Source organism: Collinsella sp. HCP28S3_E12 (assembly GCF_052065595.1).
Lineage (GTDB): Bacteria > Actinomycetota > Coriobacteriia > Coriobacteriales > Coriobacteriaceae > Collinsella.
The window spans coordinates 56652-82190 of record NZ_JBQHTS010000010.1; the positions used below are offsets into that span (position 1 = coordinate 56652).

Consider the following 25539-nt stretch of genomic DNA (forward strand, 5'->3'; position numbering starts at 1 on the left):
AAATTGACTGCTCATATAGTCAGCCCCGTTTTATGCGTGGTCGCGCCAGCTGCGGACACGCTGCTTCATACCCTCTATGTCAAGCACGCCTTCGGCAAAGCCCTTACGCACGAGCTCTTCGGGAACGAACTCATCGTAACGATCAAAGTAAGGCACCTCGCCGGGATAGACGAGCTCGATGGGATCGAAGTCCTTCTCGGCCTCGGCGGCGAGTACCTCAAAGAACGTCTCTTCGTCGGCCTTCATCTTAAACTGCATAAAGTACGGGCGCGACGGGTCGAGTCCGCGAAGGCCCAGCTCCGCGGCACATTTAATCTTGAGCATGCGCTCGAGCGCCAAAAAGGCATAGCTGCCCAGCCAGGGGAAGAGCACCCAGGTGTCGCCGCCCAGGTTAATGAGTGGCCTAGTGCCCGCACCCGAAATCTCGGCCGTATGGCGAGCCTGCGCCAGACGGGCCCGCGCGTTGCCCATAAGGTACGGATACGCGGCATGTTCGTTGAGCGCTTTACGCATGCGCTCGAGTACATGCGTGTTGATGTCGCCGGGGCAGTCGCCAAAGTAAGCCGGTACACGGCCCTTGACCTGCGTGGCAAAGACGGTATGGCGCTTCCAGTCCACTTCCTCGACAATCCAGCAGTGCCCGGCGATGGCGATGCGTTCACCGGGCGGTGGGGGATTGACGATCGTGCCCAGCTCGGCCGACTCGCTGCGGACGGTGAACTCCTCGTTTTCCTGAAACACGGCGTAGAACTTAAAATTGTTGATGATGCGCTCGCCCGCGAGGCCCACGATGAGCCCGCCGCCCTCGGTGACCTGGATATGGTCGATCTTAATGAGGTGACGCAGCAGCACGCGATAGTCATCGGCTGAGACGCGGTGGAAATAACTGAGCGTGAGCACGCGCTGGGCAAGTTCTGCCGGCGTGAGCTCTCCGGTGCTGGCAAGCGTCGACATAGTCTGGTGATAGAGCAGACTGTAGGGGAGTCGATCGAGCTCGGGCGGCTCGACCCACTTTTCCTCGCGATAGAGTTGTACGAGTGCGATGCCCTGCAGGAGCTTCCACGGAATGGTTTCGGGCATCATCGTGCGCGGCTCGGGCTCTTCCTCGCGCATGACAAACCACATCTCGGGCGGAAGGTCGCGGCGTCCCGTGCGGCCCATTCGCTGCAAAAAGGAACTGACGGTAAATGGCGCATCGATCTGAAATGCACGCTCCAGACGGCCGATATCGATGCCAAGCTCAAGCGTAGAGGTGGTGACGGTCGTCTGTGCCTGCTCCTCATCGCGCATGAGCTCTTCTGCCGTCTCGCGCAACGATGCCGAAAGATTGCCGTGATGGATGAGGAAACGGTCAGGCTCGTGTCGGCTCTCACAGTAGCTGCGCAGCATGGAACATACGGCCTCTGCCTCCTCGCGCGAGTTGGCAAAGACCAGACACTTGCGCCCGCGGGTGTGTTCGAAGATATAGCCCATGCCGGGATCGGCGTTGTCGGGTGCGGTGTCGGTGGGGTTGAGGAGCGCTTGCTCGGCGGCCCGGGGGATGTCGACTTCGCCCTCGGGGGCCGAGGAAGTGCAGCGGTTCCCGGAGGTTGCCTTACCCTGTGCCCGTTTGCGACGTTGACGGCGCTCCTCCTGTGTGGGCTGTCCGCTGTGGCACATGCCTTGGGTGTCGGCCGGCAGCGCCGTGGGTGCCGCTGCCTCAATGCGCTCGGAGGCAAGAACTTCGGCCTCTTGAGGACCCATGCTCTCGAATCCCCGCTGCTGTGCCTGGGGACCCGAGTTGTAGAAGTGCTCCATGGAGATGCGCCATACGCGGCGCGGTTCCTCAAAACGAGGGATAACGCAGTCACGTCCCGTTCCCTGTGAGAGAAAAGCGCCCGTGCGCTCGGGGTCGCCGATGGTGGCCGAAAGGCCAATGCGTCGAGGCTGCACGCCGGCCATGCGCGAGAGTCGCTCGATAAGGCAGAGCGTCTGCCCGCCACGGTCGCCGCGCATGAGCGAGTGGACCTCGTCGATGACCACATAGCGCAGGTCGCAAAACATGCGCGGGATCGCCATGTGCTTATGGATCAGGAGCGCCTCGAGTGACTCGGGCGTAATCTGCAAGATGCCGCTCGGCTTTTTGATGAGCTTAGCCTTGTGCGACTGTGAGACATCGCCATGCCAGTGCCAGACAGGGATATCGGCCTCTTCGCAGAGGTCGTTAAGGCGGACGAACTGATCATTGATGAGCGCCTTGAGGGGGCCGATGTAGAGGGCGCCCACGCTCGCGGGCGGCTTCTCCCAAAACTCGGTCAGGATGGGAAAGAAGGCCGCCTCGGTTTTGCCGGAAGCCGTGGATGCCGTCAGGAGCACATTGTCTTGTGTGTTAAAGATGGCATCTGCCGCCGCAACCTGAATGGAGCGCAGACTCTCCCAATCGTGGGAGTAGATGAAGTCTTGGATAAACGGGGCGTAGCGGTCAAAGGCGTTCACGGGGCCTCCTTTCAAAAGCGAATCTCTCAACGCGGCGGGCAGTGGCTTGCTGCATGACTGCTTCAATGTTTGCCCAGATAAAACCTGCCAAAATAAACCTGTCCCTTTTTGGCAGGTTAGATGGCGAATTCGGCGAAGTTGCGGTCGGCGCCTGCGGTGCCGGTGTCGTCTGTTGCGGCTGCTGGCGCGTCACCGCCGACGCTTTGCAGCAGCTCGGCCACGTTGGCGTTGGGGTTTTGGCATAGGATGTCGAGCAGCTCGATAAAGTCACGAATGACTTCGCGCGGCGTCAGATGCGTGTCGGCTCCCACGCGACCGAACTCAATCTTGAGGAAGTCCACCAGGTCGTTCTCGGTAAGCGTGGGCGTCCAGCCAAAGTAGCCGGCGTGAATTTGCATGAGTTTTTCGATCAGCACCAGCAACTCTTCGTAGGTGAGTGGCTGCAGACGGATGATGGGCGCGAGCATGTCCTTAAGGTCCTCGCGTGCAAAGCGGCCCTGAGCGAGTCGGCTGCGCAGGGCCTCGTAGGAGAACACGCCGCGGCGGCGGTCTTCGATGGAGGTTGGCGTGCCGCCCATGATCATGCCCAGGTACTGCGCCTTGCCCTGGAGTGTGTCGTTGTACATGGTCAGGATCTTCTCGTAGTTGTATTGGCGCGTGATCGCGTTGGGAATCTTATACAGATTCACGAGTTCGTCGATGAGCACCAGCATGCCCTTGTAGCCGCTGCAGACCAAAAAGCGCGCAATGAGCTTAACGTAGTCGTACCAGTCGTCATCGCTAATGATGGTTGAGGAACCCAGTTCGGCGCGAGCCTCGCTCTTGGTGCGGTATTCGCCGCGGATCCATTTGGTTATGCGGCTCATGGCCTCTTCATCGCCCTCGGATACGGCCGTGCGGTAGCGGCGGAGCATGCGGGCGAAGTCGAAGCCGTGGACCATCTCCTCGAGCGGGGCCAGTTGGGCATTGACGACCGACTCGTCGACGTCGGCACACGAGGCGACCCAGCGATCCAGAATAAGGTTGAGCGCACCGCCCTCGGGGCGCGTCTTGGTCGATATGTTGCGGATGAGCTCACGGTAGGTGGCAAGGCCCTGCCCCTGACCGCCCTGCAGGCGGCGCTCGGGCGACAGGTCGGCATCGGCGACGACGAACCCCTCGCCCATGGCGTGCGTGCGGATGGTCTGGAGCAAAAAGCTCTTGCCTGCGCCGTAGCGACCGACCAGAAACCGGAAGCTCGCGCCACCGTCGGCGATGAGACTCAAATCGGTGAGCAGGGCGCGGATCTCGACCTCGCGCCCTACGGTGATATAGGGAAGGCCGATGCGCGGGACCACACCGCCCTTGAGTGAGTTGAGAATGACGGCAGCGACGCGCTTGGGCACGCGGGGTGCTGCGGATGCGGTATCACTCATGGTCTAGGTATCCTCTCACGTCTGCTTCGTAATCCTCGATAATTTGCGGTCCTGCCGCGCCGAACTCGATAACGGTGTCTCCCACCAGGTCAAAGAGCGTCTCGTTGATGCTGTCGACGAGCATATCCTCGCTCTGGCCCGACCTCTCCACTGCCGATGTCGCTTGCGCTGTGTTTTGCTCGAGGAGCGCGCGAAGAAAGGCATCTTCGGCGGGCGCGAGTTTGTTCGTAGCTTCGGCAGACGCGGGCGTTACGGGTGCGGGCGCAGACACGAGGAGCGGTGCCATGACGCCAAACTCTTCGGCGGAGACAGTCGGCTTGTCGGGTTCGTCTTGCTGTATGGTCATCTCGCCAGGTTCGGCAGTCATGCCGGGCGCAGACTCGCGGCCCGGCTGCTCGATAAGCGTTGCCTCGGCTTCCGCGGGCGTGCCGTCCTCGCGCTCCTCATCAATCAAAAGCGCTTCACGCGTTTGCGCGGCGGCGCTCCGAATGTGCCCCAGCTGGCTCAAATCGATATCGATCTTGACGGGCTGGTGTGCGGCATCCCACGAAAGCCATGCCACGATCTCGTCATCGATGATTTTGGCCAGATATTTGGGGACCTTCTCCTCCTTCAGGGGGTGGGCGGGGGCTAGGGCCAGGCGCAGACGTTGGTCGCAGGCGCGCATCATCTCACCAAGCTTGCTGCTCTTTTGCCTACTGCCGTGAATTCGCATGCATTCCCAAAAACCGTTTTGGCAGCGGTAGATATGGATGGGGTCAAGACGGTATTCGCAGTCCTCGTGGCGCTCGGGCGCAAAGAACACGGCCGAGGCAAACATGGTATAGGGCATGGCCGTCTCCTCCCCAAACAAGCTCGCCACGATACCGGTCTTTCGATGCGTGTCATAGTAGCGCGCCATGCGGACGTACACGGCACATGCCACGTGGCGTAGGTCGCGATGGTGGCTGCGATCGAGTCTAGAGTTATCGAGGTTATACGTGGAGAGGGCGTTGATGGCGGCCATGAGTCGCTCCTCGCCCGCCTCGTCGGGCGGGAGGGGGAGCGTAGGCTCGGAGGTCTTGCGACGCGCAGGCGCCAGGTCCGGCGGCGTCGGTGCAGGTGCAAGGTCTCGAGCCGCGCGTCGCAGCTCGATAAGGGCGTTATCGAACATGACGGTTTTAGAGTCGCGAAGCAGTTTGGGGTCGAGCCCGTGGAAAACGGCGTAATCTTGCAACCACACGCGTGCAAACCGGTCGATGCCGGGCTCGAAGGCACGATAGGCGTTCCAAAAGGCCTTGATCTTGCTAAAGCCATCGAGTGGGTCATCTACGCCAATGCCGCAGATCAGCTCATAGAGATACAGGAAGGCAAAGGACGTAGACGTTTCCTCGACAGTTCCGCGGCGCACTTGGGCACGCCAGGTAAAGTAGCCGCGCAACTGTCGATCGCTCATGGCATTGTAGGTGGGAAAGTACGACTTAAAGGTGCCGTTGTAGGGACAATCGTCCTCGAAGTCGGCCATCAGCAGGCCTTGGCGGTAAAAGAGCTCCGCCTCCGATAGCCAACGTCCCGCGCCGCCTTTGGGATCATCTTGCCAGCGCGATATCTCGCGCATCTTGCGGTACTGGTCGGGGAGGAAGTTCTGCATCTGTCGACCGGTCTTGAGAATCGGCTCGTCAGCATAGATTTCGTTTGAGAAGTGGGCGGACTGATGGGTCCGGGCCTCGGCCATAATGCGCTCGATGAGCATCTTGACGTCCTGGTCGGCCACCGCTTCTCCTCTCCTAACGCAGCTTCGGTGACCTCATATCATAGCACAGCATCAAACAGGTGTTCGAGAAACCGCTACGTAGATAGATTTAGAACAAGAGGGCGTAGATGACCGCCACGACGACGGAGGGGAGCATGTTGGCCGTGCGGAAGGTCTGAGGTCGAATAAGGTTAACCCCAACACAGAAGATGAGCATAGAGCCCACAAGCGAAAGGCTGTCGAGGGCTGCGGTGGTCATGATGGGGGAGAGTGCGCCGGCAAAAAGCGTGATCGTGCCCTGGAATACGGCAACGGGCAGGGCCGAGAAGATGCAGCCGCGGCCAAGCGAGGCCGTCATGGTGCAGACGATGATGCAGTCCAGCGCGCCCTTCAGGGCAAGCGTGGACCAGTCGCCGAGCAGACCGTCCTGAATCGATCCTACGATGGCCATGGCACCGATACACACGGTGAGCGATGCTGAGACAAAGGCGTTGGTAAACTCGTTGTCGCCTTCGCTGCCGGTTTTGCGCTTGAGCCATTCGCCGAGGTTCTCGATGGCGGCCTCCAGGTTGATGGCCTCGCCGATGAGCGAACCGAGGGCAAATGAGACGATAAGCATGGTGGTGCCGGTGGTCGCCAACGCCTCTCCATCGATAACGAGCATCTTTTGCATGGTGCCGCCCAGGCCGATAAACAGAACACACAACCCCGACGCCTTCATGAGCGTGTCTTGGATGCGAGGCGTAATGAAGCGCCCGCCCATAAGGCCAAGCAGACCGCCCGCGATCAAAAGCGCGACGTTGATGATCGTTCCTAAACCCGGCATGAACCCTCCTGTAATTGATGCCAACGCGGCAATCGTAGCAGAACGGGGAGGGGCGCTCAGTATCCGAGCCAAGCGACGGTTAGCGGTCTAGGACAGGATGGGGCTAAAGTCGAAGCGCAGCGTCATGAGGTGCTGTGGGGATTCGATGGCTGCGGCAATGATGTCGGCATCTCGTGCGCGATCGAACCCTTCAAGTTCCATTTGATAGGGGACGTCTTCTTGGATACCGATGCGACGAGGAACCAAAAGCTTGGTTCCGTCGAATTCTTCGGTTCGCGTTCCGTCTGCTGCAACGGAATAAAGGTGTAACTTGGCGGTCGTTGTGGCATCAAGTGCCGAGATAGCTTGGATATCGTTCGATGCGCTCTTTGCTCCCACTGCTGTAAGTGCCGTAGGCGCGACGACTTCGCCCGAAGGCAAAAAGACGAGCTCGACGGTGTTGGGGAATGCGATGAGGATATTTTTGCGGCGGGGCGCATTGGCAGCGACTGGCTCAATGCTTGCAGCATCGACGGTTTCCGTGTGGTCGAGCGCGACCATCATGCAACAGTTGCCTTCGTCGACACTTGGGGGAGCGGCAAAGTCCAGGCCGTCTTTCGGTTGGGAATCGCCTAGTTCGGTGGCGCTGCCGCTTGGCTTCTCGAGAGGAACCGCAGCGTTGTCTTCTGATGATGCATCGTCAACATGTGCCGGTGCGTCTGCGACCTCGTCTTTGGGGGATTTGTCATTATCGCTCGATATAGGAGCGGCAATCTCGACGGACCCCACTCCGTGCCATGTCATTTGGAGCAGCGCCGGATCGGCGAGAATGCGCTGCACGCCCGGCTCCTGGGCATCGATATTGATGGGGGCGGGTTCTGATCCGCGCGTGAGGTTAAGCGAGCCCTTCTGCCTGGTGCTTTGAGCCTTTTGGTCGTCCGCGTCGCCAGCGTAGAACAGCAAAGGCGCATCTCCCGTTGCGATGGCTTCGGTGTCCGCCTTGGTCAGCCGCAGCGACGCCGTAAAGGAGATGATGGGCTGCGCGCCATCGGCATTCGAGGGAACGCAGCCCAGGCATACACCCCCTTCTTCTTCATGGGCCGCGCTGTCGAAGACGACCTTTGCCCCGTTCGCCGAGTCATCGACCGAGGCAATATCGATGCGCAGCTCTAAGTCGCATGGGTCGCCATCGGCGTCGACTGCAGCCGATTTCCATGTGCAGATGGCGCAACCTGTCTGGGGGCCGTTCTCCTTGTCCGGTCGCTTGATATCCACGACTATCGAGTCGACCGCATTGCGGTGAAGGCATCCCGAGGTTCGGACCGTGGCATGTGCGAGCGAAAAACGTTGGCAGGCGACGATACCCGACGAATTCGCCGCGGGGTTCAGAGCTTGCGGTAAGGAGCTTGCCGTGGCGGGCGTCGCCCAAGCGGCGAGAGGCGTACCGCTCGCCAGTGCGCTGCAGAGCGCGGCAACGGGCAAAAGGTTTTTGGGTGCCATGGTTCTCCTATCTATTCCGCGTACTCCGGTCGTGCTTGGCTATTGGTTGCGTTTGATGTGCAGGCCAAGGCACGTCAGTCCTGCTCCCACCGTGGCGACGCCTACCGCAATGAGTTGCCGGGTGTCGCTCGTCTGGACGAGCGGCTCGTGACGGCTGCCGCGATTAAGGCCCGAAAGATCGACGGTCACTTCTGTGGCCGCTTGCGCTTGCTCTTGTTGAGCAAAGGCCATTGCGGGTGCGGACGCCAAGATGCCGACGATGGCGGCCAGTGCAATCGCCTTAGGACGTGGCGTGCGCACCGGGCTCGACCGTCCAGGTGATGCTTGCCACTTGATCTCCCGTACCGGTGGCGTGGTAGATGTCACGCGTGACGCGGGCGACGTGGCCACTCACATTGAGCCTAATTTTGTCCGTTCCGTCGGCAATGTCCTTGTACTTCATGTCGAAGCTTGCGTCTTGGGAAAGATCGAGGCCCGTAGTCTGAGTCGCCGAGCTGGCATCCTTTTCTGCCGTATCGGGGCCAACCTTAAAATCGATGGAGTTCTGGGCCGAGCCCGTCTTTGCGTCTGCAACGATTGTCCAGTCGTTCTTGGCCGTGACCTTCATGTTGGTGACGTGGATGCCATATGCCGAGAGGTTGTCGATGGTAATCGTATTGTCGGAGGGTCCTACAAGCGTTCCGTCGGCTTTGGCGGCAAAGGGGATGACCGTTGGCGCCTTAAACGAAACATTGCTAATGTCGGCCTTCACCGTCACATCGGTGGTTCCAACGCGCACCTCTGCCATGGCCGCCGTTGGCGCGGCGCCCATCGCAAGTGCGAGCGTAAGCCCTGCGCCCACGGCGAGTGCCCTGGCTCCGCTCAGGTTCATGGGTGTGTTCATAATCGATCCTTTCTGCTCGTCACGGACTGTTTCCGTGATGGTTGGACGAATGGGGACAGGGTGCTGCCCCTGCGAGCGCGTCGGCCACTAGCCTTCTGCCTGTGCCACCCGCACTTTGACGCGCGTCGGATTGCCGTGGGTGTCGTAGGTCTTGGCATCGAGTGCCTGAATCTCGATATATGCCTCGCCTTCTTGGATATCGCCGGCGGGGCAGGTCTCAACCGTCTTGCCGGCTTCGACCACACCGGACTCATAGATGGTCTCGTCGTTTTGAATCACGCGGAAGCGCTGGGGAAACTTGTTGTCTTGGACGTTTTGCACGTTGACGCGCAACTTGCCGCCTTCCTGCAACTGTGCGACCGGCGCGACCGAGATCGTCATCATGTTGTCGCGGACGATGGCGTCGAGCTCATCCTGGATTTCTTGGCGCGATTTACCTTCTGCCGTCGTGACTGAGGCGCCCGCTTCGGGCACGGGCTGCGACTGCCAGGCGTATAGCCCTACGGCGATGAGGGCGCAGACGACAGCCAGGCAGACAACGACGAGTTTCTTGCGACGCCCCAGTCCTGCAAGGCGGGGCGGCTTCTTCGCACTCATGCGGCGTCCTTGGTGGTGTAGACACGTGCGAACGTGGACGGGTCCGCTCCAAAGAGCATGTGAAGCATCAGGCGGCGCGAGTAGATGAGCTCGTCGAAGTCGTGAGGGAGCTCGATGTTGTGGATACGCGCGATGTGGTGGGCGAGCGCCGAGAACGACTCGGGGTCGCAGATCACATCGGTGGTGACGTGGTAGACCTCCGTACCTGGAAATGCATCTTCGTCGAAAGGCAAGAGATAGGGGTCGTCATCGACTTCGATGGCGAAACCGTATTGGGGCCAGTAATATGCCATGGAAACCTCCCTGCTCTGGGGCCAAAACTCCTATTGGTTTGGCTGTCGATGCCGACCGTATCAGCCGCAACTTGCCCAATAACTAACCAATTGCTTGACGAGCCGATATCCCCGCAGGTAAAAGCATGTGAAAAAAATCTCAACTATTTTTGACTGATAAATGCACATGTTGTGGCTGCGCGGCAACGTGTGGCAAAAGCATCGCTTGTCTCGAAAATTCCGCCGTTCGCCGAATTGCGCGAACGTTAAAAACGTCAATTATGGAGACGGTCTCGAACATGTCGGTGAAACGATGCGGTAACATTTCCCTGCAAACACTGTAGTTAGCTAAAGGGGGAGTTCGCGTGTCTGCAACCATCAAACCCTTCACCGACGAGTTCGAAGAGTATGGTCGCGATGAGTCTCGCACATCGGGCGAGGCCTCGAGCATCTCGTTTCCGACAACGGAGGACGAGGTCCGCGCCATTATGGAAAAGCTCCATGCCGAGCGTGTCCCGGTGACGGTTCAGGGCGCCCGGACCGGTCTTGCCGCCGGCGCCGTGCCTCATGGCGGTCACATTCTCAATACTTCCCGCATGAATCGCTACCTAGGCATTCGCCGCGATGAGCAGGGCCGCTTTCTTTTGCGCGTGGCGCCCGGCGTCGTGCTGTCTGAGCTGCGCAAGCAACTGGGCAAGAAAGTGCTGCCGACTGCCGGCTGGGACCAGGCATCGCTTGAGGCCTACGAGGAGTTCCAGGAAGCTCCCGAGCAATTCTTTCCTACCGATCCCACCGAGGCATCTGCCTGCCTGGGCGGTATGGCGGCATGCAACGCTTCCGGCGCCCGTAGCTACGCTTACGGCCCCATGCGCCCTCACGTCACGGGCCTTCATGTCGTGCTGACCGATGGCGACCTGCTCGAGCTTCACCGTGGCGAGGTTTTTGCACAGGGTCGTCGCCTTTCGCTCGTTACGGTGCAGGGCCGCACGCTCGAGCTCGACCTTCCCGACTACACCATGCCCAAGACCAAAAATGCTTCGGGCTATTTCGTTGCTGACGATATGGATGCCATCGATCTGTTTATCGGTGCGTGTGGAACACTCGGCGTCATCACCGAGCTCGAGATTGCCCTGCAGGCGGCGCCTACGGTCGTTTGGGGCGTGAGCTGCTTCTTTGACAGCGAAGACAAGGCCGTGTCCTTCACCGATTCTGTACGTCCCGTCCTGTCCCACGCGGCTGCCATCGAATATTTCGATGCGGGCGCCCTGGATATCCTGCGTCGTCAGCGTGAGCAGTCGACCGCGTTCGCCTCGCTGCCGGCGCTCGACAAAGACGCCAAGGTCTGTGTCTACGTGGAGCTCGACTGCGACGACGAAGCCCAGGCGACTGAGGAGCTGTATCACTTGGGGTGGGTACTGGAGCTTGCGGGCGGCAGCGACGATGCGACATGGGTCGCGCGCACCGAGGTCGATCGCGAGTGTCAGCGATTCTTCCGCCATGCGGTGCCCGAGAGCGTCAACATGCTCATCGACGAGCGTCGCCGCACGGACCCCACCATTACCAAGCTGGGGTCGGATATGTCGGTGCCCAACGCACGTTTGGCCGATGTCATCGCCCTTTATCGCCGCACGTTGGCCGAAAGTGGGCTTGAATCTGCCGCCTGGGGGCACATCGGTAACAACCATCTGCATGTGAACATTCTGCCGCGCGATGCGCAGGATTACCGCCGCGGCGGAGAGCTCTTTGCCCAGTGGGCTTCCGAGGTCACGGCCATGGGCGGCGCCGTCTCCGCCGAACACGGCGTCGGCAAGATCAAGGCGGGCTTCTTGGAGACGATGTACGGTCACGAGGCCATGGTCGAGTCGGCGCGGCTCAAGCTCCAGCTCGATCCTGCCGGGCAGTTGGGCCGCGGTAACCTGTTTTCGGAGAAGCTCTTGGATGAGCTCGTCCAGAAAGGGGGCGCGTGAAGATGAGCGATTTCCATATGGTGGTGTGCGTCAAGGCGGTGCCGGGCAGCACCGAGGTCAAGATGGACCCCAAGACCAATACCATCGTGCGCGATGGCAAGCAGGCGGTCATTAATCCCTTTGACGCGAGCGCTTTGGAATGCGCGCTGGCGCTGAAGGACGACTTTATCGGCTTTGGCATGGACGTGCGCGTAACGGTGGTGTCGATGGGCATCCCCGCGACTGAATCGCTATTGCGCGACTGCATCGCCCGAGGCGCCGATGACGCACTGCTGCTAACCGATCGCGCCTTTGCAGGTGCCGATACCCTGGCAACCACCTATGCCCTCAAGTGCGGCATTGAGGCGCTCGACGAGGACTTCGACCTGCTCATCTGCGGCAAGATGGCGGTGGACGGCGATACGGCCCAGATTGGTCCCGAGCTTGCCGGTGCCTTCGAGATTCCCTGCGTGACCGACGTGAGCTGCGTGCAGAGCGCGGGCTTTACGACCTGTGGTTCACTGGCGCTTGTTCACGGCTGCGATGCCGGCGAGGAGACGGTCTATCTTGAGATGCCGTGCGCGATGACGACTGCCAAGGAGATTGGCCAACTGCGTATGCCGAGTATCGCCGGTATTCGTGCGGCCGAGGAGGCGGACGTGCGCGTGGTCAACGCTGCCGACGTGAACGCCGACCCCGCGCGCTGCGGTCTTGCCGGCTCGCCGACACAGGTCGTGCGATCGTTTGTGCCCGACCGCAACCAAACGTGCGAGGCCGTTGACGGAACGGCGTCCGAGCAGGCGGCGAAACTTGCCAAGATTATCGAGGGGATGGCATAGATGAGCGGACTGATTATCGATAGCGAAGCCTGTATCGGCTGTGGTCGCTGCGTTCGCGCCTGTGCCTCAGGCGGCATCGTAGTGGAAGGCGAGCGGCCCAACCGTTGCGCCCGCGTAACCGACGGCTGCATCCTATGCGGCGGGTGCGTCGACGCTTGCCCCATCAATGCCATTTCGATCGAGCGCGACGAGGCCGCCGGCGCGGTTGACCTCGATGCATATCGAGACATTTGGGTATTCGCGCAGACCGACGAGCACGATACGGTGGCTCCCGTTGCCTTCGAGCTCATGGGCAAGGGCCGCGAGCTTGCGGATGCACGCGGCTGTCGCCTGGTGGCGCTGGTCGGCATGGGCCCCGAGGGTTCTCTCGGTGACCTGGAGCATCTGGTTTGCGCCGGTGCAGACGAGGTCCTGATCTGTCGCGACGAGCGTCTGCGCCAGAACGATGTGGAGGTCTACGCTCGCCTCATCTGCGATTTGGTGGCAGAGCGCAAGCCCGAGGCCATTCTGTACGGAGCGACCGCCTTTGGCCGCGAACTGGCACCCGGCGTTGCCGTGCGTTTGCAGACGGGCCTTACGGCTGACTGTACCGTGCTTTCGATGGATACGGAGACGGGGCTGCTGCAACAGACGCGTCCGGCGTTTGGCGGCAACCTGATGGCCACCATCGTCTGCCCCAATCATCGTCCCCAGATGGCAACGGTGCGCCCCGGCATCTTTAAGGCGCCCGACTTTGACTACGGCCGCTCCGGCACGATCACCCAGATAGCACTTGCGGATGATGCTAAGGCTCGTGTCGAGATCTCGATTCCCGCCGAGGAGTGGGGACAGCAGGCTTCAATCGCCGATGCCGAGCGCCTGGTCGTGGTAGGTCGCGGCATTGGTTCCAAGAAAAACCTGCCGCTGATGCGAAGGCTCGCCGAGACTCTGGGAGCCGAGCTTGGCTGCACGCGACCCGTCGTGGAGGCCGGCTGGTTGGAGTATCGCCATCAGATTGGCCAGACGGGCGTATCGGTTTCGCCCAAGATGCTTGTGAGTATCGGTGTTTCGGGCGCCATCCAGCATCTTGCCGGCATCGGTGGGGCGGAATGCATTATCGCCATCAACGAGGACCCGGATGCCCCCATCTTTGGTGCTGCCCAGTACAAGGTTGTCGGTGATGCCGTCGAGGTCGTCGAGGAGCTGCTAGCCCAGCTTGAGCGCTAGGCGCGCGCCAGCCAGTCGCGCATCTCTTCCCTAAGACGGCTCCAGGCTGCCTGTGTGGCGGGGTCGGTAAAGGGCTGCGTAATACCAAAGGGCGCGTCGAGCAGGCGGTAGATATCGCCCTGCTCGCGCGCCAGCGCGCGGCTCGCCGGATAGACGAGCTCAAACATAAAGCAGATGAGTCCTACCAGGTAGTCCGCGGGCTCGTCGCGTTCATCACGTGCGACGCAGCGGTGCTCGTCAAAGGCGGCCAACGTCGGCGCCGAGAAGTGGCTGGCGAGAAATGCGTCCTCATCCACCTTGAGGATGGTGTCGACGGTGCTGTCGGCGATGGTGCGCATAATGTCGATTTTGTCGCCATCGCGCACGATATCGCAGAAGCACCGTGTACGCTCGTCGAGTTGTGCCGGCAGGCGAAAGTCACTGTGATAGGCGATGCTCGCGCGGATGAGCTCGTCTTCTGCCGGGCTGTCGATAAAGTCGCGGATACTTGTTGCCGCGGGCGCGTCTGCAGGGTTTTTGCCAAAGAGGACCTCGAGGCCCAACTTCGCATGGCTCATGCTCTCGGCATCCCTAAACGTGTCCCAGCGTCGCAGCTGCTCAAAGCGGCCCATATCGTGCAACAGCCCACAAAGCCACGCCAGGTCAATGTCCTGCGGTGCCCAGTCCTGCTTGCGTGCCACGGCATCGCATGCCTCGGCAACGTGGTACGTATGCTCGATTTTGAGCGCGATACGCGGATTGGCGGCATCGTAGGCATCGGTGTAGGTCCTGAAGGCCGCGATTGCCCCCGTTCGATCGATAGCTGTCATAATGACTTCCTAAAAAGCTGTGTCTTTCTGTGTCTTTCGATCCGGTGGCAATTGTAGGTGAACTCGGTTGCCGCCGGGCGATGATTCTGCCATGTCGTCGAATGCGGCTCGGAAAGCTTGTCGGGACGAGGAACGCCATGGTGCTCAAAATCGTTAAAACCGTCTGGCCGGTGATGCTTCCCAATGTTGCGATAGGTGCGCCGTTGTCGATATTCCCACCGCTATTGCGGGTTTTGTCTGCACATCGCTCTTTATTTGCCTGCTCTTTTCGCAGCGGCTGTCGGCGTCGTTGCGGTGGCAATCAAGACAAAGTCGATGTTGTGGTGCTGCGTCTCGGGTATCGGGCTCTATATCGTTTTGAGCCTCGTATAGGAGTGGGGTGCGTTTAGCGTCCGGGCCCCACGAATCGGATTTCTCACCGAGCCGGTCTGCTTCTTCTGGTACCATGGTCAAACTTTACTGTAGCAAAGCATGACGTGGGCTTTTGTCCTGCGTCGGCGGAAATGGGGGTTTCATGGCACAGGAAGCGATCGCCAACGAGCAAAAGAAATTCAAAGTACCGCGCATTCCGGGTGACATCATGATCTACCCGATGATCGTCGGCCTTTTGCTCAATACCTTCTGCCCGCAGGGCTTCGAGATCGGCGGCTTCTTTACCGCCGCCTGCCGCGGCGGTTCCAATACCATCGTCGCCGCGATCCTGTTGTTCGTGGGTGCCGGCATCAGCTTTAAGTCCACGCCGGGTGCCATCAAGACCGGCATCGTCGTACTGATTCCTAAGCTTGTGGTGGCAGCCGTGCTGGGCTTGAGCGTTGCGTATTTCTTTAATGACAACTTTTTGGGCCTGAGCTCGGTTTCCATCATCGGCGGCATTACGTTTTGCAACATGGCGCTCTACACGGGCATCATGGGCGAGTTTGGCGACGAGTCCGAGCAGGGCGCCGTGGGCATCCCGTTCTTCACGGCGGGCCCTGCGGTTACCATGATCATTCTTGGTGTCTCTGGTCTTGCCAACATTCCCGTTGGCACCATCATCGGTTCCATCCTGCCGCTCGTGATTGGCATGGTTTTGGGCAACCTCTTCCCGTTCATCAAGAACCTGCTGGTTCCCGGCACCAATCCTGCGATCGCCGTCATCGGATTTCAGCTCGGTGCGTCTATGAGCCTGTCGAGCTTTATCACCGGCGGCATTTCCGGCATCTTGCTGGGCCTTGTCACGTTGTTTGTCGTCGGTCCCATCACCTTTGCGTTCGAGCGCCTGTGCGGCGGTAACGGCAAAGCCGCCGTGGCTTGTTCCACCATCGCCGGCACGGCTATGACCACGCCGGTTGCTCTTGCCGAGGTCGCGCCGCGCTATGCCGATCTTGCGCCCACCGCATACGCTCAGATCGCCACCGCCGTCATCATCACGGCAATCATGGCTCCGATTCTGACCGGTTGGGTCGATAAGAAGTTCTGCCAGGGCAAGGAAGACCTGTCGCCCGCCGGTGTCGAGGCCATCGAGGAAGCCGTCGCGGCCGACATCGATGGCGAGTAGCCATCGGCGCCCATCAATGATGCTGGCGTGCAACTCGCGCCGTGAGAGCGCCCGGGCGCTCTGGTATTATTCCCTCATTCCCCTCTGGATTGGGGGAGTTATGGTGATGCGTGCGGCTCGGAGAAGCGCTGTCGGTTTGATGATGGGGAGATGGGCCTGGTGGTTAAGGCGCTCAAGATTGAGATATTCCTGCTAAGCATGATTGTTCTTATCGGGCTTGCCGTGCGGAGCCGTCGCTCCTTGTTCTCGAGCACCCAGCAGCTATTGTTTAGCATGCTTGGCTACACCTCTGCCGCGTACATATTCTTCGATATGATCTGGGTGCTATTGGATGGTGTGGACGGCACGTTGGGCATTGCTGTCAACTGGATTTCCAACGCGGTTTCGTTTTCGCTCTTTGCCATCGTGTGTCTCATTTGGTTTATCTATTCCGAGACGGTGCAGGGTTCTCGCCTTTTGGCCTCGCGCTATAGGGTGGTGCTTGTAGCGTCGCCTACGGTTCTGGTGGTCGTGCTGGCGTTTACCAGTTACTGGACGCACGCCCTGTTCTATATCGATTCGCAGGGCGTGTATAGTCGCGGCTCTGCTTATATGATCCAGCCCATTGTCAGCTACTGTTACGTTATACATACGTCCCTACATGCGTTTGTGCAGTCTCGCAGGGTCGAGAGCCTGCAGACGAAGACCATCTATCGAACCTTGGCATTTTTCGCCATTCCGGCCCTGGTGGGCGGTACCTTTCAGGTTGTATACTCGTTGCCCGGTCTTTGTGTCGGCATAATGATTAGCATATTGCTGCTCTACATTGTCTTCCAGGAGCAGCTCATCTCGACCGACCCGTTGACTGGCCTCAACAATCGCAACCGTTTTGAGACCTATATACTGTCGCTCTTCTCAAATGTGGATCAGGCCGAAGACGTTTATCTGCTTGTGATGGACGCCGACGGCTTTAAGCAGATTAACGACCGCTATGGACATGTGGAGGGCGACCATGCTCTTCAGGTCATATCCGCTGCGCTCAAAGAAGTCTGCTCGGCGTCTGGTAGCTTTATCGCGCGTTATGGCGGCGATGAGTTCGTGGTGCTTCAAAAGGCGATAGCGGAGCAGGATATCTTGCATCTGTGCGCGGCAATCAACGACGAGCTCGCGCGCGCCGAGGTTCCGTATCTGTTGCGGATGTCCATCGGCTACGCACGGGTTGGTGATGGCGTCGATACCTGGCAAGACTTGCTCCGTGCTGCCGACGCGGAGCTCTACCGCGTAAAGCGCGAGAAGAAGAAAGTCGGCGTCCAGATACGCTAAAAAAGGGGGGCGCACGACCGTTGCGATGGTCGTGCGCCCCTTCTGCGCTTTCGGGGACTAGTATCGGCTGTCGAAGATGCGCCTCGTCTTTTTCTCGGAGCGCGGCAGCTCACCAGGCGCGGCGTGGCATCGCCATGGTTTTCGATGGGGTTAAACGCGTCTGCGGCCTTGCCGCTGGAGTAGGCGTCTGCAATCTGCGGCAGGCGCTCGTTAACCTCGCCATGGGCGGCAAACGAACGGCGCGGGAAGATAACCCATTTGGGATCCTTCTCAAAGGTGCCAGCGGGATGTGCGACGGTATGCTCGGGTACCTCCAAATAGGTTGAGGCGTGACATACGCGGGTGGTGGGGCGCACGATAACGGGCGTATGGTAGCGCTCCGAGATTTCAAATGCCTCTTGCATCATCGCGTAACCCTGCTCCAGATTTTGCGGATCGAGCACGGGGATCTTCGCAAATGCGGCAAAGCGGCGCGTATCCTGCTCGGTTTGAGAGGAGATGGGGCCGGGATCATCGGCAACAAACAGCACCAGACCGCCCTTGATGCCCACGTAGTTGAGGCTCATGAGCGGGTCGGAGGCAACGTTTAGTCCAACTTGTTTGCAGGTAAAAAGGCAGCGCGCTCCTGCATACGATGCACCTGCCAGCACCTCGAGCGCGGCTTTTTCGTTGGTCGACCACTCGACGTGGACACCCTCGGCACTACCTTGGGCCTTGAGTTTGGCAACTGTCTCGACAAGTTCCGTCGACGGCGTGCCCGGGTAGCCGGCGACCACGCGAACGCCCGCCGCAAGCGCGGCATACGCAAAGGCCTGGTTTCCCATAACCAGTTTCTTATGCATCTGCATCCCCTCGATGTCGCCGGCGCGTTACGGCAAGGCGGCGTTTGCCGCCGCGACTCGGTACGAAATCAACGAGATACAGTGTGCTCCATTAAGCTAAAGTGAGAGCTGCCCTTTTCAAAACGGGGTGGTTTGTTAGGCCTTTTTAGGTTTGTTGACAATGATGATGCCACTGCAGACCAAGAGCAGGGCCACAATTACGGTAACGGGGCTCGTGCCAGCGCCCTCTCCGAGCAACAACGCGCTCAACAGCACGCCAAAGACCGGGTTCATAAAGCCAAAGACCGAAACGCGGCTAACGGGGTTGACGGCGAGTAGGCGGGACCACAGCGAGTACGCGACGGCGGAAATGAGCGCCATATAAATGATGAGCGCGATGGCGGGGGCGATTTCGGTGGGGAATAGCGCGCCGCCCATCAAAAACCCGATGGCGGTAAGGACCAAACCGCCGACCAAAAACTGCCAGCCGGCGAGCAAGACGCCGTCATGCTCGCGCGAGAAGATGCCAATGAGGCAGGTCGACAGGGCGCCCGCAATAGTGGAAGCCAATATAAATCCCTCGCCGTCGAGTGTAAAGCCAAAGGTGCCGTCCGCACCCGAAAGGTTGACGAATGCGACGCCGGCAAAGCCCAGTACGCAGCCGAGTACCTTGGTCGCATCGAGCTTTTCGGTGCGAAACGCCAGAGCGGCAAAGAGGATGGCGAGGAAGTTGGCGCTGGCCTCGATGATGGAACTCGACATGGCGCTGGCGCGCGAGAGTCCCAGGTAGAAAAAGAAGTACTGCCCGATAGTCTGGAAGAGCGACAAGATGCAGATGGGCTTAATGTCGCGAGCCTGTGGAACGAGTGGGCAGCGCTGGGCCGCGCTCATCCCAACGATAACCAGGGCGCCGGCAAGCGTGAAGCGCAAGCCCGCAAAGAGCAGCTGCGAGGCGCTATCGTGCGCGGGGATGCCAAAGAGCTCATAGCCGATCTTGATGCAGGGGAAAGCCGACCCCCAGAGTGCGCAGCAGACGAGGCAGCCCAGGATGAGTCCGGGCAGGGTGGCGAGATACGGCTTGCGGCTTTCCATGATGTCCTTCCTGTATGCGCGAAGTAAAAAAGAACCCGCCACCGGGTGTGCCGGTGGCGGGTGTTGTTACCCGAGGGGATTGTACCCGATGGGAACGTATTTAAGCGAAGTAGGCTACGCCGCTCTCAAAGATCGGCATGAACTTATCGCCGGGGACATGCTCGGGCACGTTGCGGTACAGGTTGTCGCCGCGACGCTCGGCATGGCCCATCTTGCCCAGGACGCGGCCGTCGGGGCTCGTGATGCCCTCGATGGCGAGCGCGGAGCCGTTGGGGTTGACGGAGAGATCCATGCTGGGCTTGCCATCCTCGCCCACGTACTGCGTGGCGACCTGGCCGTTGGCGATCAGCTGGGCGAGCACTTCATCGTTGGCGACAAAGCGGCCCTCGCCGTGGCTGATGGCGACGGTGTAGGGGTCGTCCAGACTGCACTGCGACAGCCACGGGGACAGGTTGGACGAGATGCGGGTGCGCACCAGACGGCTCTGATGGCGACCGATGGTGTTGAAGGTCAGCGTGGGCGCATCGGGCGTGGCGTCGACGATGTCGCCGTAGGGCACCAGGCCGAGCTTGATCAGGGCCTGGAAGCCGTTGCAGATGCCCAGCATCAGGCCGTCGCGGGCCTTGAGCAGGTCGCGGACTGCCTCGGTGACCTCGGGAGCGCGGAAGAACGCCGTGATGAACTTGGCGGAGCCGTCGGGCTCGTCGCCGCCCGAGAAGCCGCCGGGAATCATGACGATCTGGCTTGCACGGATGCGGCGGGCGAGCTCGTGGGTGCTCTCGGCGACGGCCTCGGGCGTGAGGTTGTTGATCACGAAGGTGTCGGCCTCGGCGCCGGCGGCGCGGAAGGCGCGGGCGCTATCGTACTCGCAGTTGTTGCCGGGGAACACAGGGATGATCACGCGCGGGCGGGCGATCTTGGCGCCGCCGTACACGTGGATATCCTTGGCGCGGAAGTCGATGGCCTCGACCTCGGGGGTCTCGCCGGCGCTGCGGTAGGCGAAGACGCCTTCGATACCGCTCTCCCAGGCCTCCTGGAGCTCGGCGAGCTCGATGACTTCGGAGCCGGTGTCGATGACATAGCCCTCGACGGTGGTACCCAGGGGCTCGACGACAACGCCGTCGGCGACCTCGGGCAGCTCGGCGTCCTCGGCGAGCTCGACGATAAAGCTGCCGTAGAGCGGGGTGAAGAGGCTCTCCACGTCCACATCTTCGGCAAGCTCGATACCGATCTGGTTGCCGACGCACATCTTAAAGAGGCTCTCGGCGCCGCAGCCGTAGCCGGGCGTGGAGACGGCCAGGGCGTCGCCGGTAGCGGTGAGCGCCTCGACGGCGTCAAACGCGGCGAGCAGCTGCTGGGCATCGGGGCGGTAGTCCTCGCCATAGGTGGCGGGGGCGATGCGAACGACGCGGTGCGTGAGGCCCTTAAACTCGGGGGAGACGGCGCGGGCGGCACGGCCCACGGCGACAGCGAAGCTGATCAGGGTCGGCGGAACGTTGAGCTCGCCGGCCTCGTCCTCAAACGAGCCGCTCATGGAATCCTTGCCGCCGATGGCGCCGGCACCCAGGTCGACCTGGGCCATAAGGGCGCCCAGGACGGCTGCCATGGGCTTGCCCCAACGTTCGGGCTCGGTGCGCAGGCGCTCAAAGTACTCCTGGAAGGAGAGGTAGGCGCGCTTGTGCTCAAAGCCGGCGGCAACGAGCTTGGCGATGGACTCGACCACGGACAGGTAGGCGCCTGCAAACTGGTCGGCCTCCATCAGGTAGGGGTTGAAGCCCCATGCCATAGCGCTCGCCGTGGTGGTCTCGCCGTCCACGGGGAACTTGGCGACCATGGCAGAGCTCGGGGTGAGCTGCGTCTTGCCGCCAAAGGGCATGAGCACGGTAGCGGCACCGATGGTGGAGTCGAAGCGCTCGGAAAGGCCCTTGTTGGAGGCGACGTTGAGATCGGTGACAAGCGAGGTCATGCGCTCGGCAAGCGTGGTGCCGGCCCAGCTGGGTTGCCACACGCTACGGGCACACACGTGGGCGACCTGGTGCTTGGGTGCGCCGTTGGAGTTGAGGAACTCGCGGGACAGATCGACGATGGCGACGCCGTTCCAGGCCATACGCATGCGCGGCTCGGCGGTAACCTCGGCGATGACGGTCGCCTCCAGGTTCTCCTCGGCAGCATAACCCATGAACTCCTCGACGTCACCGTCGGCGACGGCGCAGGCCATGCGCTCCTGGGACTCGGAGATAGCGAGCTCGGTTCCGTCCAGGCCGTCGTACTTCTTGGTCACGGTGTCCAGGTCGACATACAGGCCGTCGGCAAGCTCGCCCACGGCGACCGAGACGCCGCCGGCGCCAAAGTCGTTGCAGCGCTTGATCAGGCGGCAGGCGTCGCCGCGGCGGAACAGACGCTGCAGCTTGCGCTCGACCGGGGCGTTGCCCTTCTGGACCTCGGCACCCGAGGTTTCGATGGAATCGGTGTTCTGGGTCTTGGAGGAGCCGGTGGCGCCGCCGATGCCGTCACGGCCGGTGCGGCCGCCCAGCAGGATGATCTTGTCGGTGGGGGCGGGGCACTCGCGACGCACGTGGTTTGCCGGGGTGGCGCCCACGACGGCGCCGACCTCCATGCGCTTGGCCACGTAGCCGGGGTGATAGAGTTCGCTGACCTGACCGGTGGCAAGGCCGATCTGGTTGCCGTAGCTGGAGTAGCCGGCGGCAGCGGTGGTCACGAGCTTGCGCTGCGGCAGCTTACCCTCGAGCGTCTCGGAGACCGGGACGGTGGGGTCGCCGGCGCCGGTGACGCGCATGGCCTGGTACACATAGCTGCGGCCAGAGAGCGGGTCGCGGATGGCGCCGCCCACGCAGGTGGCGGCACCGCCGAAGGGCTCGATCTCGGTCGGGTGGTTGTGGGTCTCGTTCTTAAACAGGAACAGCCAGTCCTGGTCCTCGCCGTCGACATCGACCTTCACCTTGACGGTGCAGGCGTTGATCTCCTCGGACTCGTCGACATCGGTCATGACGCCGGTCTTCTTAAGGTACTTGGCACCGATGGTGCCCATGTCCATGAGGCAGACGGGCTTGGCGTCGCGACCGAGCTCGTGGCGCATCTCCATATAGCGGTCGAAGGCCTGCTGTACCACGGCGTCATCGATTGTCACGTCGTCCAGGACGGTACCGAAGGTGGTGTGGCGGCAGTGGTCGGACCAATAGGTGTCGATCACGCGGATCTCGGTGATGGTGGGGTCGCGGTCCTCATCGCGGAAGTACTGCTGGCAGAAGGCGATGTCCGCCTCGTCCATGGCAAGGCCGCGCTCGGAGATAAAGGCGGCAAGGCCGGCCTCGTCGAGTTCGCGGAAGCCGTCGAGCACCTCGACGGGCTGGGGCTCGGGGGTCTCCATGTACAGCGTCTCGGGTAGGCCGAGCGAGGCGATGCGGGCCTCGACGGGATTCACCACGTAGTGCTTGATGGCCTCGATGGCGGCTTCGTCCAGAGCGCCCGAGATCATATAGACCTTGGCGGAGCGCACGGCGGGGCGCTCGCCCTGGCTGATGAGCTGCACGCACTCGCTGGCGGAGTCGGCGCGCTGGTCAAACTGGCCAGGCAGGAATTCGACAGCAAAGACGGCGCCATCGCTTGCGGGGAGTTCGTCGTAGGTCACATCGACCTGGGGCTCGCTAAAGACGGTCGGCACGCAGGAGCGGAAAAGCTCCTCGTCGATGCCCTCGACGTCGTAGCGGTTGATGATCCTCAGGGCCTCGATGCCCTTGATGCCGAGAATTTCGGTCAGCTCGCCCTTGAGCTGCTGAGCCTCGACGTCGAACCCGGGTTTCTTCTCCACGTAAATACGAGAGACCATTGGTTCCTGCCTTCCTGATCGGTTGGGCGTACGGTGCGGTATGCGGCAGCGGTCGGTTTGCGGGACAAGCCTCGCGGTCGCCTTGAGCCACATGTTTGTAAACGTCACTATGATACGACAGCTCATGGCGTATTGAGGACGGCGAGGGTGCTACAGTGAAGCGCAAACAAGAGAAAGGCATCACATGGCATTCGTTTCGCTCGCTATCATCGCGCTTGTGGCTTTCGCAAGCCCCTTTATCGCATCGGCGATTCCCGGAAAGCCCGTTCCCGAGACGGTCTTTTTGCTCGTGTTCGGCGCGGTGCTGGGACCTCATATGCTCGGCGTCATCCATGTAGATGCCGAGGTCTCGCTTGTGTCCGAGCTCGGTCTGGCCTTTTTGTTCCTGCTTGCCGGCTTTGAGATCGACCCCAAGAACATCACGGGCGTCGAGGGACGCTACGGTATGGCGACGTGGGTCGTCACGTTTGGCATCGCCTGGCTTGCCGTGCGCTTTACCCCGTGGTTCTCGGTCAGCCATTTCGACGGTATCGCCGTGACGCTGGCGCTCACTTCGACGGCGCTCGGCACGCTCGTGCCCATCATGCGTGAGCGTTCGCTGACCGGCACGCGTGTGGGTGACTCCATCCTTGCCTATGGCACGTGGGGAGAGCTCGGTCCCGTGCTTGCCATGTCGGTGCTGCTCTCCGCTCGTACTGGTATCCAGACGCTCGTGATCCTTGGCTTGTTTGCACTGGTCTGTGTGCTGTTGGCCGTGGTTCCGAGCCGCTCCAAGCGCGTCGGCAGCCGCTTCTTTGCGTTTGTCGAGGAACGGGCCGACACGACGTCGCAGACGTTCGTGCGCCTGACGGTGCTCATCCTGGTCACACTCGTGGCATTTTCCGCCATCTTTGACCTCGACATCGTGTTGGGCTCTTTTGCCGCTGGCTTTGTCCTGCGCTATATCATCCCCGAGGGCAACCATACGCTCGAGACCAAGCTCGATGGCCTGGCCTATGGCTTTTTGATTCCGGTGTTCTTTACCGTGTCAGGCGCAAAGATTGACCTGACGGCCGTGGCGTCGCGCCCGGGTCTGCTCGTGGGCTTTATCGCGGCGTTGCTGATCATTCGCGCCGTGCCGATCCTTGTCTCTATGAGCATTTGTCCCGCGACACGTGACGTTTCGGCGTATGGCCGCATTACCGTGGCCCTGTACTGCACTACGGCCCTGCCGATCATCGTTGCCGTGACGAGTGTGGCCGTCAACGCAGGCGCGCTGTCGCAAGACGTCGCCTCGGTTATGGTAGCCGCCGGTGCCATCACGGTGTTCTTGATGCCGCTGCTCGCGCAGCTCTTCTATCGCGTGGTCGATGCCGCGCCGGCCACTGCCGTGGCAGAGGTCGCCGAGCACCCTGCCGACGCACTCGATATCCTGCGCGCTCACCACGACCTAGCGAGCCTGCTCGCGCGCGAGCATGAGCTTTTGACCTCGCATGGCCATGGGCGTTCGCTCGACGGCATACCTACCCTTGATTCCATTGCTGACCGCCTCTCGACCGAGGCGGCAAGCGGCCACATCGATGCCCGTATCGTGGACGCCGCTCATTTGCTGGCTGAGAAGACCTATGGCGACGAGATCGACCCGTCCAAGCTGACTCCGCGTGAGCGCCGCCGCCTGGAGCGCGCCAAGCTCGCCGTGCGCGAATACCGCCGCCGCATGCTGGAGCTCTACGCGCGCGATGAAGCCCAGGACGACGACGGCAAATAACGAGATGCTTCCCCTAGGGGAAGCCGCGTCCCGCTTTAAAGACCCGAAACGGGACGCAGTTTCCGCATCGGCCCCCATCGGGAAGTCACATCCCAGAATGGACGGGGACTGCGGACGATTTCCTGGACCGCTAAATCGCGGCCATCCCCAGCGACGACCGGTAGTCGTCCGGTGTCGCGCCACCGAGCGCGTCGCTTGCCCGCTCGGAGTTGAAGCGCCCTATCCACGCGCCGAGGGCCTCGATGAACTCCCCGGGCGACCAGCCGGACCAGTCCCTCCCGTGGAAGAACTCCTTCTTGAGCAGGCCGAAGAAGCCCTCCATCGCGGCGTTGTCGGGGCTGCAGCCCTTGGCCGACATGCTCCTGACCAGGCCGTTCCGCTCGCATATCGATATCCAGCCCGGCCAGCGGTAGTGCACGCCGCGGTCGGAGTGGATCACGGGGCGCTCGCCGGGCGCCAGCCGGGAGCACGCGTCCGACAGCGTCGAGTTCGCGAGGTCGGCGTCCGGGCGCTCGCCCGTGTTAGCGCTAATCTAAAATTGACCACTTTCGCAAACGCATCTCGCCGAATGCGCTAACGCGCTTTCGCCGACCCCGCTAACGCACTTTCACCAACTGCGCTAACGGAACTATGCTCCGATCGGGTATCCGACCCGGGAGGAGCGGGATATGGAGCGAAACGTAATGGGAGAGCTGAACGTCTACAGGGGGTCCG

20 protein-coding genes are annotated in these 25539 nt (G+C 61.2%); 6 read left to right on the top strand and 14 right to left on the bottom strand.

Annotated features, from left to right (window positions below; translation table 11 throughout):
* Window positions 1-30: 30 nt before the first annotated feature.
* The 9 genes from ACTNBY_RS05500 to ACTNBY_RS05540 form a co-directional block, all read right to left on the bottom strand.
* Window positions 31-2475, bottom strand: a complete 2445-nt coding sequence (locus ACTNBY_RS05500; RefSeq protein WP_441063724.1) for a DEAD/DEAH box helicase — start codon at window positions 2473-2475, stop codon at window positions 31-33.
* A 116-nt stretch (window positions 2476-2591) separates the two neighbouring features.
* The gene (locus tag ACTNBY_RS05505; RefSeq protein WP_441063725.1) at window positions 2592-3890 is read right to left on the bottom strand and encodes an ATP-binding protein; all 1299 of its coding nucleotides are present in this window, start codon (window positions 3888-3890) and stop codon (window positions 2592-2594) included.
* A complete protein-coding gene (locus tag ACTNBY_RS05510) occupies window positions 3883-5643 on the bottom strand; it encodes a TerB N-terminal domain-containing protein (RefSeq protein ID WP_441063727.1) in 1761 nt (586 codons plus the stop codon). Before ACTNBY_RS05510 ends, ACTNBY_RS05505 begins: the two co-directional genes overlap by 8 nt.
* Before the next feature lie 88 nt (window positions 5644-5731).
* Complete coding sequence (locus ACTNBY_RS05515) at window positions 5732-6448, bottom strand: DUF554 domain-containing protein (protein WP_154517132.1); 717 nt, start codon at window positions 6446-6448, stop codon at window positions 5732-5734.
* 87 nt (window positions 6449-6535) lie between these two features.
* The gene (locus ACTNBY_RS05520) at window positions 6536-7927 is read right to left on the bottom strand and encodes a hypothetical protein (protein WP_441048483.1); all 1392 of its coding nucleotides are present in this window, start codon (window positions 7925-7927) and stop codon (window positions 6536-6538) included.
* 39 nt (window positions 7928-7966) lie between these two features.
* A complete protein-coding gene (locus tag ACTNBY_RS05525; RefSeq protein WP_195838580.1) occupies window positions 7967-8227 on the bottom strand; it encodes a hypothetical protein in 261 nt (86 codons plus the stop codon).
* A complete protein-coding gene (locus ACTNBY_RS05530; RefSeq protein WP_441048482.1) occupies window positions 8208-8810 on the bottom strand; it encodes a hypothetical protein in 603 nt (200 codons plus the stop codon). The genes ACTNBY_RS05525 and ACTNBY_RS05530 overlap by 20 nt, the downstream gene beginning before the upstream one ends.
* 87 nt (window positions 8811-8897) lie before the next feature.
* A complete protein-coding gene (locus tag ACTNBY_RS05535) occupies window positions 8898-9407 on the bottom strand; it encodes a hypothetical protein (protein ID WP_427719604.1) in 510 nt (169 codons plus the stop codon).
* Window positions 9404-9700 carry a hypothetical protein gene (locus tag ACTNBY_RS05540; RefSeq protein WP_154517147.1) on the bottom strand — a complete coding sequence of 99 codons (297 nt, stop codon included), beginning with the start codon at window positions 9698-9700 and terminating at the stop codon, window positions 9404-9406. Before ACTNBY_RS05540 ends, ACTNBY_RS05535 begins: the two co-directional genes overlap by 4 nt.
* A gap of 344 nt (window positions 9701-10044) precedes the next feature.
* On the opposite strand from ACTNBY_RS05540, the gene ACTNBY_RS05545 reads away from it, so the two are divergent.
* From ACTNBY_RS05545 to ACTNBY_RS05555, 3 genes are read left to right on the top strand one after another with little or no spacing between them, the layout of a single operon-like run.
* The gene (locus ACTNBY_RS05545) at window positions 10045-11646 is read left to right on the top strand and encodes an FAD-binding oxidoreductase (RefSeq protein ID WP_441063728.1); all 1602 of its coding nucleotides are present in this window, start codon (window positions 10045-10047) and stop codon (window positions 11644-11646) included.
* Window positions 11647-11648: 2 nt separating this feature from the next.
* Window positions 11649-12464, top strand: coding sequence for an electron transfer flavoprotein subunit beta/FixA family protein (locus tag ACTNBY_RS05550; protein ID WP_441048480.1), 816 nt, complete (start codon window positions 11649-11651; stop codon window positions 12462-12464).
* Window positions 12465-13670 (top strand): FAD-binding protein, encoded by a 1206-nt coding sequence (locus ACTNBY_RS05555; RefSeq protein ID WP_441063729.1) that lies wholly within the window; start codon window positions 12465-12467, stop codon window positions 13668-13670. It begins immediately after the preceding gene.
* Here ACTNBY_RS05555 and ACTNBY_RS05560 read toward each other — a convergent pair.
* Window positions 13667-14479 carry an HD domain-containing protein gene (locus ACTNBY_RS05560; protein ID WP_441048478.1) on the bottom strand — a complete coding sequence of 271 codons (813 nt, stop codon included), beginning with the start codon at window positions 14477-14479 and terminating at the stop codon, window positions 13667-13669. The genes ACTNBY_RS05555 and ACTNBY_RS05560 overlap by 4 nt on opposite strands.
* Before the next feature lie 514 nt (window positions 14480-14993).
* Between ACTNBY_RS05560 and ACTNBY_RS05565 the strand changes: the two genes are divergently transcribed.
* Both ACTNBY_RS05565 and ACTNBY_RS05570 read left to right on the top strand, forming a co-directional pair.
* On the top strand, window positions 14994-16016 hold the full coding sequence (locus ACTNBY_RS05565) for a 2-keto-3-deoxygluconate permease (protein ID WP_441063730.1): 1023 nt from the start codon (window positions 14994-14996) through the stop codon (window positions 16014-16016).
* Window positions 16017-16166: 150 nt separating this feature from the next.
* Window positions 16167-17318, top strand: coding sequence for a diguanylate cyclase domain-containing protein (locus ACTNBY_RS05570; RefSeq protein WP_441048476.1), 1152 nt, complete (start codon window positions 16167-16169; stop codon window positions 17316-17318).
* Here the strand turns inward: ACTNBY_RS05570 and ACTNBY_RS05575 are convergent.
* From ACTNBY_RS05575 to ACTNBY_RS05585, 3 genes are all read right to left on the bottom strand, one after another.
* Window positions 17315-18160, bottom strand: coding sequence for a hypothetical protein (locus tag ACTNBY_RS05575; RefSeq protein ID WP_441048475.1), 846 nt, complete (start codon window positions 18158-18160; stop codon window positions 17315-17317). The two genes, ACTNBY_RS05570 and ACTNBY_RS05575, sit on opposite strands and share 4 nt — an antisense overlap.
* Before the next feature lie 135 nt (window positions 18161-18295).
* Complete coding sequence (locus tag ACTNBY_RS05580; protein WP_427728283.1) at window positions 18296-19231, bottom strand: DMT family transporter; 936 nt, start codon at window positions 19229-19231, stop codon at window positions 18296-18298.
* 100 nt (window positions 19232-19331) lie between these two features.
* A complete protein-coding gene (locus tag ACTNBY_RS05585) occupies window positions 19332-23078 on the bottom strand; it encodes a phosphoribosylformylglycinamidine synthase (RefSeq protein ID WP_441063731.1) in 3747 nt (1248 codons plus the stop codon).
* A 184-nt stretch (window positions 23079-23262) separates the two neighbouring features.
* Here ACTNBY_RS05585 and ACTNBY_RS05590 point away from each other — a divergent pair, with 184 nt between their 5' ends.
* Complete coding sequence (locus ACTNBY_RS05590; protein WP_427794183.1) at window positions 23263-24825, top strand: cation:proton antiporter domain-containing protein; 1563 nt, start codon at window positions 23263-23265, stop codon at window positions 24823-24825.
* Between the two features lie 130 nt (window positions 24826-24955).
* On the opposite strand, the gene ACTNBY_RS05595 is transcribed toward ACTNBY_RS05590, so the two are convergent.
* The gene (locus tag ACTNBY_RS05595) at window positions 24956-25264 is read right to left on the bottom strand and encodes a transposase (RefSeq protein ID WP_441063733.1); all 309 of its coding nucleotides are present in this window, start codon (window positions 25262-25264) and stop codon (window positions 24956-24958) included.
* Window positions 25265-25539 lie beyond the last annotated feature (275 nt).